Source organism: Pelagibius sp., assembly GCF_028281305.1.
GTDB lineage: Bacteria > Pseudomonadota > Alphaproteobacteria > Kiloniellales > Kiloniellaceae > Pelagibius.
In genome coordinates this window covers 1-10,219 of record NZ_JANQKD010000093.1, presented here as the reverse complement: position 1 = coordinate 10,219, position 10,219 = coordinate 1, and the positions used below count along the sequence as shown (strand labels likewise).

The following is a 10,219-nucleotide window of genomic DNA, read 5'->3' as shown; positions in this document are numbered from 1 at the left end:
TGAGCGCGATGCTTTGAAGGAGAATGGTGCCGCCGGGGTGAATTGAACACCCGACCCCACCCTTACCAAGGGTGTGCTCTACCCCTGAGCTACGGCGGCACGAAGAGGCATCTGCCTGATGCGGGCGGACCATGCCACCGGTGATCGGCAATGGCAAGTCCGTTCCACAGGCTCCCGGCGGCGCCGGGGCGTGGCCCCTATGTCCCTCAAAAGGCTCGCAATCCCGGCTGCGCCGTCCGGTCCCGCGACGCCGGGGCAGGCGCGGTCTCAGGCGGTCTTGACCTCGCCACATTCGCCCGGCAGTGTCCGGGAATGGCTGAAAACGGCGGAAACAGTGGGGTCAAGGCCCCGGGGCGGAGTCCCGGCGGGGGGAGGGCCCCCGGGCAGGCCGAGGGGCCCGGGCGCCAGGAGCGTCTGGCCCAGGCCCTGCGAGACAACCTGAAGAAGCGCAAGGCCCAGCAGCGCGGTCGGCGCGACGGCCTCCGCAGCGATGGCGCACCGGCAGAGGCCACAGCGTCCGGTGCCGTGGGCGAAGGGACCGTCTCACCCACTGAAAGCCCCAGCGGGCCCGTGGAAGAGGGGGAGCCGGACAGCCGGTGAGCTTGAGAGGTCCTGTACACTGCGCCGGCCCCGACTGCACCCGTCCCGCCTGCTTGTGGCGCGCCCGGGTTTCCAGTAGAAACGCGCCATCCTCAGCCATCGCGGGAGGGCCGGCCCCGGCGGCGCCGCGCACCCGCCCAGGGTCCCTCCCGGGACCTGTCGATTTCAATCAAGGGGGACAGTGACGGCCATGGCCATCATGCCGGACAGCTGGATTCGTGAAATGGCCGAGAACGCGGGCATGATCGAGCCCTTCGTCGAGGCCCAGCGCCGCGAGGGCGTGATCTCCTACGGCGTCAGTTCCTACGGCTACGACGCGCGGGTCGCCAGCGAGTTCAAGATCTTTACCAACGTCGACAACGCCCTGGTGGATCCCAAGGACTTTTCAGACCAGAGTTTCGTCGAGCGCGACACGGAGATCTGCATCATCCCGCCGAACTCCTTCGTTCTGGCGCGCACGGTCGAGTACTTCCGCATTCCCCGCGACGTCCTGGTGATCTGCCTCGGCAAGTCCACCTACGCGCGCTGCGGCATCATCGTGAACGTGACGCCGCTGGAGCCGGAGTGGGAAGGCCATGTGACGTTGGAGTTCTCCAACACCACGCCCTTGCCGGCCAAGGTCTATGCCAACGAGGGCGCCTGCCAGTTCCTGTTCCTCAAAGGCGCCTCGGCGCCGGAGGTCTCCTACGCCGACCGCGCCGGCAAGTACATGGGGCAGCGCGGTGTGACCCTGCCGCGGCTTTAGCCTGGCCGTGCCGACTGTAAGCTGAAGCAAAGGCCGCAAGGTGAAGTGAAGATGGACCAGATCGTTATCCAGGGCGGCAGGCCGCTGAAGGGCGAGATCACAATCAGCGGTGCCAAGAACGCGGCGCTGCCATTGATGGCGGCCAGCCTCCTGACCGACGAGACGCTGTCGCTGTCCAACGTGCCGCACCTGGCGGACATCTCGACAATGGCCAGGCTCCTGGCGCAGCACGGCGTCAGTCTGCATATGAACGGCGGTGCCGAGAACGGCAGCAACGGCGGCGTCCTTGAACTTCGCGCCGGGACGATCAGCTCCGTGGTGGCGCCTTACGACCTGGTGCGCAAGATGCGCGCCTCGGTCCTGGTGCTGGGGCCGCTGCTGGCCCGCATGGGTGAGGCCAAGGTCTCGCTCCCCGGGGGCTGCGCCATCGGCACCCGGCCTGTCGACCTGCATCTGAAAGGCCTGGAGCTTCTGGGCGCGGAGATCGCCCTGGAGGAGGGCTACATCCACGCCAGCGCGCCTGGCGGGCTGACCGGGGCGGCGGTGGTTTTTCCCAAGATTTCGGTCGGGGCGACCGAGAACCTTCTGATGGCCGCCTGCCTGGCCAAGGGGGAGACCCAGTTGGTCAACGCCGCGCGCGAGCCGGAGGTGGTCGACCTGGGCGAATGCCTGATCAAGATGGGCGCCGAGATCGAAGGCCTGGGCAGCGACCGCATCACGGTGCGCGGGGTCGAGCGCCTGAAGGGCGCATCCCATGCGGTCGTGGCCGACCGGATCGAGACGGGCACTTACGCGATGGCCGCGGCGATCACCGACGGCGAGCTGGACCTGATCGGTGGCCGTGCCGACCATCTGGCCGCCGTGATCGAGATCCTGAACGAGGCCGGGGTTTCGGTCCAGGAAACCAACCGCGGCCTTAAGGTCAGCCGCGCCAATGGGCGGGTGACGGGCGTCGATGTCATGACCGAACCCTATCCCGGGTTTCCGACGGACTTGCAGGCGCAGACCATGGCCCTTATGTCCACTGCGGACGGGGCCTCGATGATTACCGAATCGATTTTCGAAAACCGCTTTATGCACGTGCCGGAACTCAGCCGCATGGGCGCGAATGTGAACGTCCACGGTGCCTCGGCGATGGTGCGCGGACAGGAGCGCCTGACCGGTGCAGAGGTCATGGCGACCGATCTGCGCGCCTCTGTCTCGCTTGTTCTGGCCGGCTTGGCGGCAGAGGGCGAGACGGTGCTGAACCGGGTCTACCATCTCGACCGCGGCTACGAACGCCTGGAGCAGAAGCTCGCCGCCTGCGGTGCGTCCATCACCCGGCGCAGGGCCGCCGAGTGATGGCGGCGGACGGCCCGAAGGGCGAAGGCCCGACTGAGGATGCGGCGCCGCTGCGGCTGCGCGCCCACGACCCCCAGGACATGGACGTCATTGCGGCTCTGCTTCAGGACGCCCTGGTGCCGCGGATCGATATGGCTTTCATGCCCAAGGAAAAACGCTTCGTCCTCGTGGCAAACCGCTTTCATTGGCCGAAGGATCAGGCCGATGCGGCCACCAGAGAGGCGCCCTCGCGTCCGCAGCCGGCGCCTGAGGGCGAAGATGCACGCTTCGACGACAGCGAGGATCCGCCGCCCTTCGAACGGGTGAATTGCGGCGTCTGCTTCGACAAGGTCCAGCAGGTCCGCTTTCGCGGGCTCTCAGCCGATGCCAAGGGTGAGATCCTGAACCTGCTGACGATCACCTCCGAGCCCCGGTCCATCACCCTGCTGTTCGCCGGCGATGCGGCCATCCGCCTGGAGGTGGAGGCCGTGCGCTGCCATCTGGAAGACCTCGGCAGGCCTTGGCCGACCCGCTGGCGGCCCGAGCATGAGGTTGAGGAGGGCGAAGCGCCGGCGACCTCCGAGGGCGGATCCTCCGGCTGATCGGCCTGCCGGGCCGGCGGAAGCCGGGGCCGGGCCGAAAAAGGCGGTGGCAATTCCGGGGAAAAATCGCCATACCAGGGCGGCTGAAAGCGGCCCGAAGGGGTGCAAGCCGGGCCGATGGGGGCTGGACCTCAGGCTCGCCCATTCGGCCCCCCATGGTTGAAGCCCCCCATGGTTGAAGACAGTGGCTGACCACCGCGGAGCGAAGCTGTGACCTCGAACGAAGCCCTGATCCTGGCGGTGCCCAAAGGGCGGATCCTGAAGGAACTGACGCCGCTGATGAGCCGGGTCGGCATCGAGCCCGAGCCCGCCTTCGCGGACGACGGCGCCCGCCAGCTGCGCTTCAAGACCAATCGGCCGGGCCTGGACATCATCCGCGTGCGCTCCTTCGATGTCGCGACCTTTGTCGCCTTCGGCGCGGCGCATCTGGGGGTCGCGGGCAACGACATTCTGATGGAGTTCGACTATCCGGAACTCTATGCCCCGGTCGACCTGGACATCGGGCACTGCCGCCTTTCGGTGGCCGCGCCGCGCCAGCTTGCCGAGAGCGACGACCCCAGCCGCTGGAGCCATATCCGCGTCGCCACCAAGTATCCGGAGATCACGCGGCGTCATTTCGCTGCCCGCGGTGTGCAGGCGGAGTGCATCAAGCTGAACGGCGCGATGGAACTGGCGCCCGGTCTCGGCCTGTGCCGCCGCATCGTCGATCTGGTCTCCACCGGCTCGACCCTGCGCGCCAACGATCTGGTGGAGGTGGAGACCATCGCCGAGGTCACCTCAAGGCTGATCGTCAACCGGGCCGCCTTCAAGACCCGCTCGCAGGAGCTCTCGGAGCTGGTCGAAGGCTTCCGCGAGGTGGCCGATGCCGCTTAGGCTCAACAGCAGCGATGCAGACTTTGAGAATGCCTTTGCCGACCTGCTGAGCGGCAAGCGCGAGACCGACGAAGACGTCGACGCGGCGGTCGCCGAGATTCTGGACACGGTGCGCCGGCAGCGCGACGCGGCCTTGATTGCTTACACCGAGCGCTTCGACCGGCTGAGCCTCAGCGCCGCCGGCCTGCGGATTTCTACAGAGGACCTGGCTGCGGCGGAGGCGGACTGCGACCCGGAGACCCTGGCCGCGCTGCGGCTGGCGGCGGAGCGCATTGCCGACTACCACAGGCGCCAGAAGCCCGAGGATCTGGACTACCGTGACCCGGCGGGCGTGCGCCTGGGACACCGCTGGACGGCGGTCGCGGCCGCCGGTCTCTATGTTCCCGGCGGCACGGCGGCCTATCCCTCCTCGGTGCTGATGAACGCGCTGCCGGCCAAGGTTGCGGGTGTCGAGCGTCTGGTGATGACCGTGCCGACGCCCGATGGCGTGGTGAACCCTCTGGTGCTGGCGGCGGCGCGCCTGGCCGGGGTGAGCGAGGTCTACCGCGTCGGAGGGGCGCAAGCCATCGCTGCCCTGGCCTATGGCACCGAGACCATCCGTCCGGTGGACAAGATCGTCGGGCCCGGCAACGCCTATGTGGCCGCGGCGAAGCGCCGCGTCTTCGGCACCGTGGGGATCGACATGATCGCCGGCCCCTCGGAGGTGCTGGTGGTTGCAGATGCCGACAACAGGCCGGACCTGATCGCCGCCGACCTCCTGTCCCAGGCCGAGCACGACACCGCCGCGCAGTCGATCCTGATCACCGACGATGCGGGCTTCGCCGAGGCGGTTGCAGCAGCCGTCGACGCGCAGCTCGCAACGCTGCCGCGGCGGGAGATCGCCGCGGCAAGCTGGCGCGATCACGGCGCCATCGTCCTGCTGGGCTCCATGGCAGAGGCGCCGGCCCTGATCGACCGCATCGCGCCGGAGCACTTGGAACTGGCGGTGGCCGACCCGGACGCTCTGGCCCGTCTGGTGCGCAACGCCGGCGCCATCTTCCTGGGCCGCCATACACCCGAAGCCATCGGCGACTATCTGGCGGGCCCCAACCACGTCCTGCCGACGGCACGCTCGGCACGATTCTCCTCCGGCCTTTCGGTGCTCGACTTCATGAAGCGCTCTTCCATCGTGGCCTGCGATGCCGAGTCGATCCGCGCCATCGGTCCGGCGACGGTGCGCCTCGCGGAGGCGGAGGGGCTGGATGCCCACGCCCGTTCCGTCGCCCTGCGTCTGGCGGCCAACCCGGAACCGTCCTGACGGTCGGCGGGCGAGGGAGGGCCAGGGGCATCATGGCTGCGGAGGACGACAAGGACGCGCCCGAGACGCCTGCGGGCCAAGCCCCGGCGGACCAAAGGGCTGCCGATCCGACCCAGCGCCTGGCCGAGATCACCCTGGACGACAGCTCGGTGGTGCGGCGCAGCCCGGAGGTCGAGCACGAACGCGCGGTCGCCATCTACGACCTTCTGGAAGAGAACGTCTTCTACCCGGTCGGCGATTTCGCCGGGCCCTATCATCTGCACCTCTCGATCTCGGAGAATCGGCTGCTTTGGGACATCCGCACCGTGGAGGATCAGACCCTCGGGGTCGTGACCCTGCCGTTGCTGCCCTTCCGCCGGGTGATCAAGGATTACTTCGCCGTCTGCGAGAGCTATTACGAAGCCATCAAGACCGCCAGCCCCGCCAAGATCGAAGCCATCGACATGGGCCGGCGGGGCCTCCACAACGACGGATCGGAACTGCTGCGCGAGCGCCTGGAAGGCAAGATCGAGATCGACTTCCCCACGGCGCGGCGGCTGTTCACCTTGATCTGCGTGCTCCACATCCGCGGGTAGCCCGACCGAATGGGCGATCTTCCCGAAGCGGTGCTCTTTGCCTGCACGCACAACTCGGTGCGCTCGCCCATGGGCGAGGCCCTGCTGAAGCATCTGCTGGGCCATCGTATCTATGTTGACTCCGTCGGCGTACGCCCGCAGGAGATCGACGGCTTCGTCATCGAGGTAATGGACGAGATCGGCATCGACATCTCCAAACACCGCGCCAAGGCGTTCGACGACCTGGAAGACACCTCCTACGACCTCATCATTTCCCTCTCGCCGGAAGCCCAGCACCAGGCGGTGGAACTGACCCGCACGATGGCCTGCGACGTGGAGTTCTGGAACACCTTCGATCCCTCCATCATCGAAGGCAGCCGGGACACGAGGCTGCAGGCCTACCGTGCCGTGCGCGATCAACTGCGTAAGCGCATCGAGGAGCGTTTCACCCTGGACCTCAAGCCCGCGCACTGAGCGTGCAGTGCGGATTCTCTCGTTTCACCTTGATCTTTCAGGGTTTTTGACCATTCCAGGGGTACTAATCGGGGTGTTTGTTCTTCGCCGAGCTTTTCTGTATCATCCGCGCGCGTTGCCCTGGGGTGAGAGGCCGGGGACCGGGAGATGATCGGGGCCGGGGCGGCCAAAGCTTCGGCGAATTGCCAAGATCGAAGGACTGATGGCCAAGGAAGACCTGCTCGAGTTTCAAGGTACCGTGGTGGAACTGCTGCCCAACGCGATGTTTCGCGTGAAGCTGGACAACGACCACGAAGTGCTGGCCCATACGGCCGGCAAGATGCGCAAGCACCGCATCCGCGTTCTGGCGGGCGACCGCGTGAACGTGGAGATGACGCCCTATGACCTGACCAAGGGCCGCATCACTTTCCGCTACAAGTAACGCTGCGGGCCGGATCATGGCCGTTCCGCAGGGTAAGGAGCCCGGCCTGGCTGAGACCGGGCCGCTGACCGATGCTGCACCGCTGGTGCTGGCCTCCGCCTCGCCGCGGCGCCTCCAGTTGCTGCAGCAGATCGGCATGACACCGGCTGATATCGATCCTGCCGATGTGGACGAAACGCCGCGGGCGCGCGAACTGCCGCCGCAGTATGCGCGGCGGGTGGCGGCGGAAAAGGCCGATGCCGTCGTTGCGCGCCACCCGGGCGCTTTCGTGCTGGCCGCCGACACCGTGGTCGCCGTCGGCCGGCGCATCCTGCCCAAGGCCGAAGACGAAGCGACCGCAAAGCGCTGCCTTGCCCTGCTCTCGGGACGCCGGCACCGGGTCCTGGGCGCCGTGGCCGTGCGCGCGCCGGGCGGGCGCCGGGCGGAAACGCTGGTGACCACCGCCGTGGTCTTCAAACGTCTCTCCGCGGAGGAGATCGACGCATACCTTGCAAGCGGCGAGTGGCGCGGCAAGGCTGGCGGCTACGCCATCCAGGGCCGCGCCGCCGCCTTTATCCCGCGTATCATCGGCTCCTATCCCAACGTCGTCGGGCTGCCGTTGGCGGAAACCCGGAACCTTCTGGTCGGCCTCGGCTATAAGGCCTGATCCGGGCGATGTCCGCAGACCTGCTCGTCTCTGCGCTGCTCGTTTCCGCACTGCCTGGGGAAATCCGCGCGGCGGTGCTGCGCGACGGGGTGCTGCAAGACCTGCTGATTCTGCGCGACACGGCACCGGTTCAGGTCGGCGACCGCTTTCTGGCCAAAGTCGGCCGCTTCGACAAGGGGCTGGAGGGCGCCTTCGTCGACCTCGGGCTGGAGCGCGACGGCCTTCTGCCGGCCCGCGAAGTCGCGGGACCGATGCCGCCGGAAGGAAGCGCTCTGCCGGTTGCCGTTATCCGCGCGCCAGCCGCCGACAAGGGGGCAAGGGTCAGCGCCAAGCGCGCCGGCGCCTCCCTCGACGATGCTCAGGGGCTCCGCGCGCCGGCGCGGCTTGGCGGCGGGCAGGGCGTGCTGACCGACCTTATGAGGCGCGCAGAGGTGAGCACCGTGGTCTGCGATGACGCCGACCTGCTGCGGCGGCTGAGAGCGGCGGTGGGAGAGGAAGACTGCGCCTTCGATCTTGCAGCGCCAACCACGTCCCTCTTTCAGGTGCATGGGGTCGAAGCGGAGATCGATGCCCTCCTGCAGCCCGTGGTGACCTGCCCCGGTGGTGCGGCGCTGCTGATCGAGCCGGTGCAGACTCTGACCGCCATCGATGTGAACTCCGCGCGGCACGACGGGCGCGGCGGCGCCCAGGCCCAGGCGCGGGCTGTGAACCTGGCGGCGGTGCCGGAGATCGCGCGGCAACTGAGGCTGCGCGCGCTCTCCGGCCTCATCGTCGTCGACTTCCTTGCCCTGAAGAAACCGGAAGACCGCAAAGCGGTGGCCGCCGCGCTGCGCCGGGCGGTGGCTGACGATCCCGAGCCCTGCCAGGTCTTCGGCCTGTCGCCTTCGGGCCTCTTGGAGATGACCCGGCGGCGCGGCCGTGCGCCGCTGCACGAGGTGCTGTGCCGGCCCTGCGGAATCGGCGGGCGCGGCTGGGAGAAATCGCCGGAGACCCTGGCCTACGAGGCCTTGCGCCATCTGGCCGCCGCGGCCAGGGGGCATCCGCCGAACAGAGTGACGTTGAAGGTTGCCCCCGCAGTCGCGGCGGCGTTGCAGGACGGTCAGGCGGCGGCCCTGAAAGCGGTTGAAGAGCGTCTTGGCGGGCCGATTGCCCTTGTGGCCGACCCCTTGGTGGCCCATTTCGACCTCGTGTTAGACTAGGCTGGAGGAGGAGGGAGCCATGACCGACGACAGCGGGCCCGGCGACGCGCGGGTGGTGCCCCTGCCGCGCAAGGACGGAGCGCGGCGGCGCTGCCCGATCTGCTCGGCGCCGACCCTGCACCGCTTCCGCCCCTTCTGCTCCAAGCGCTGCGCCGACATCGATCTCGGACGCTGGATGAAGGGCAACTACCGCGTTCCGACGGAAGAGGGCCCCGGAGATGGCCTGGGCGAGGTGGGCGACTACGGCGATGAGGAGCCCTAGGTCGTGAGGCTGTTCGACCCGCGGGCCTTGGGCTTGGCCGCTCTGCTGGTGCTGGCCGGCCTGCAGGGCAACAGCACCGCTTCCGCCCAGACCTTCGATCCCAAGGTCCTCGAGTCCGTGGTTTCGGTCCTGCCGCTCTGGCCCGGGCAGCCCCAGGGCGGCCAGCCGGAGCTGCCGCCCGGGGTAGCGCCGGAGGGAACGGCGGTGGCGATCGCGCCCGACGGCCATTTGGCGACGGCGTTGCATGTGGTCGACCGTGCCCTGTCGATCTCCGTGCGCCTGCCGGACGGGCGGGTGCTGCCGGCGGAGCTGGTGGCGCGGGACCCGCCCAGCGATCTGGCGCTTCTGCAGGTGGAGGCCGACGTGCCGCCGCTGCCCTACGGGCCGCAGCCGGCGCTGGCCAGCCCGGTCTGCGCCGTGGGCAACCAGTTCGGGCTCGATCTCTCCGTGACCTGCGGCGTGGTCTCCGCCGTCAACCGCGCCGGCACCGGCTTCAACCCCATCGAGGACTTCATTCAGACCGACGCGGTGGTCAATCCCGGCGCTTCGGGCGGCGCGCTGGTCGACCCGCAGGGCCGTCTGGTGGGCCTGCTCTCGGCTATCTTCACCAAGGAAAGCGATGCCAACATCGGCGTCAACTTCGCCGTGTCAGCTGCCCTGCTGCGCCGCGTCTACGACGATCTCCTGGCCCACGGGGCCGTGCGCCGCGGGCGCCCGGGGCTGGGGCTCGCGCCCCTGAAGGCGGAGGAGCGCGCGCGCCAGGCGGGCCTCAGGCTCTGGGGCGTGCAGCCTGGTGGGGCGGCCGCCAGGGCGGGGCTGCAAGTGGGCGATCTGGTGACCGCCATCGACGGCCGGCCGGTGCGCAAGGTGCCGGAAGCCACCAGCGCCATCCAGCTCAAGCGCCCGGGGGAGGCCGTGGAGGTGACGGTTCTGCGCGACGGCCAGCCGCTCACCCTGCGCCTGATCCTGGACCCCTAAAGACCGGCTCCCAGGGCCCCAGAGTCTTGCCGCGGGAATCTTGTTCCGGGGGGCTGGACAGAGGCCGGCCCAGGGCCTATAAGCCTGCGTCGCTGTTCCGCAGCGCGCGGCGGTATCGGGCCACCCAGGTCCCAGACGATACCCCACAAGTGCCCAGGTAGCTCAGTTGGTAGAGCACATGACTGAAAATCATGGTGTCGGTGGTTCGATTCCGCCCCTGGGCACCATTCTTCCGCCCTCTAACTCAT

At 68.5% G+C, this 10,219-nt stretch carries 12 protein-coding genes and 2 tRNA genes; 13 read left to right on the top strand and 1 reads right to left on the bottom strand.

The window, feature by feature from the left end:
* Positions 1-24: 24 nt before the first annotated feature.
* Positions 25-99: transfer RNA gene (locus Q0982_RS17980), tRNA-Thr, on the bottom strand.
* Between the two features lie 691 nt (positions 100-790).
* Here Q0982_RS17980 and dcd point away from each other — a divergent pair.
* The 13 genes from dcd (at position 791) to Q0982_RS17915 (ending at position 10,198) form a co-directional block, all read left to right on the top strand.
* Positions 791-1,345, top strand: a complete 555-nt coding sequence (gene dcd / locus Q0982_RS17975) for a dCTP deaminase (protein ID WP_299397759.1) — start codon at positions 791-793, stop codon at positions 1,343-1,345.
* Between the two features lie 51 nt (positions 1,346-1,396).
* Positions 1,397-2,686, top strand: coding sequence for a UDP-N-acetylglucosamine 1-carboxyvinyltransferase (gene murA, locus Q0982_RS17970; protein WP_299397758.1), 1,290 nt, complete (start codon positions 1,397-1,399; stop codon positions 2,684-2,686).
* Entirely contained in the window at positions 2,686-3,267 is a 582-nt protein-coding gene (locus tag Q0982_RS17965) for a DUF2948 family protein (RefSeq protein WP_299397756.1), read from the top strand. Before murA ends, Q0982_RS17965 begins: the two co-directional genes overlap by 1 nt.
* A gap of 210 nt (positions 3,268-3,477) precedes the next feature.
* Positions 3,478-4,140, top strand: coding sequence for an ATP phosphoribosyltransferase (gene hisG, locus Q0982_RS17960; RefSeq protein ID WP_299397755.1), 663 nt, complete (start codon positions 3,478-3,480; stop codon positions 4,138-4,140).
* Positions 4,130-5,437, top strand: a complete 1,308-nt coding sequence (hisD, locus tag Q0982_RS17955; RefSeq protein WP_299397753.1) for a histidinol dehydrogenase — start codon at positions 4,130-4,132, stop codon at positions 5,435-5,437. Before hisG ends, hisD begins: the two co-directional genes overlap by 11 nt.
* Positions 5,438-5,469: 32 nt before the next feature.
* A complete protein-coding gene (locus Q0982_RS17950; RefSeq protein WP_299397752.1) occupies positions 5,470-6,012 on the top strand; it encodes a UPF0262 family protein in 543 nt (180 codons plus the stop codon).
* 9 nt (positions 6,013-6,021) lie between these two features.
* Positions 6,022-6,465, top strand: coding sequence for an arsenate reductase ArsC (locus Q0982_RS17945; RefSeq protein ID WP_299397750.1), 444 nt, complete (start codon positions 6,022-6,024; stop codon positions 6,463-6,465).
* Positions 6,466-6,667: 202 nt separating this feature from the next.
* A complete protein-coding gene (gene infA / locus Q0982_RS17940) occupies positions 6,668-6,886 on the top strand; it encodes a translation initiation factor IF-1 (protein ID WP_193370093.1) in 219 nt (72 codons plus the stop codon).
* Between the two features lie 16 nt (positions 6,887-6,902).
* Positions 6,903-7,532, top strand: a complete 630-nt coding sequence (locus Q0982_RS17935) for a nucleoside triphosphate pyrophosphatase (protein ID WP_299397748.1) — start codon at positions 6,903-6,905, stop codon at positions 7,530-7,532.
* Between the two features lie 8 nt (positions 7,533-7,540).
* The gene (locus Q0982_RS17930) at positions 7,541-8,731 is read left to right on the top strand and encodes a ribonuclease E/G (protein WP_299397746.1); all 1,191 of its coding nucleotides are present in this window, start codon (positions 7,541-7,543) and stop codon (positions 8,729-8,731) included.
* 19 nt (positions 8,732-8,750) lie between these two features.
* Entirely contained in the window at positions 8,751-8,993 is a 243-nt protein-coding gene (locus Q0982_RS17925; RefSeq protein WP_299397745.1) for a DNA gyrase inhibitor YacG, read from the top strand.
* A gap of 3 nt (positions 8,994-8,996) precedes the next feature.
* The gene (locus Q0982_RS17920) at positions 8,997-9,971 is read left to right on the top strand and encodes a S1C family serine protease (protein ID WP_299397743.1); all 975 of its coding nucleotides are present in this window, start codon (positions 8,997-8,999) and stop codon (positions 9,969-9,971) included.
* 151 nt (positions 9,972-10,122) lie between these two features.
* Positions 10,123-10,198: transfer RNA gene (locus Q0982_RS17915), tRNA-Phe, on the top strand.
* Positions 10,199-10,219 lie beyond the last annotated feature (21 nt).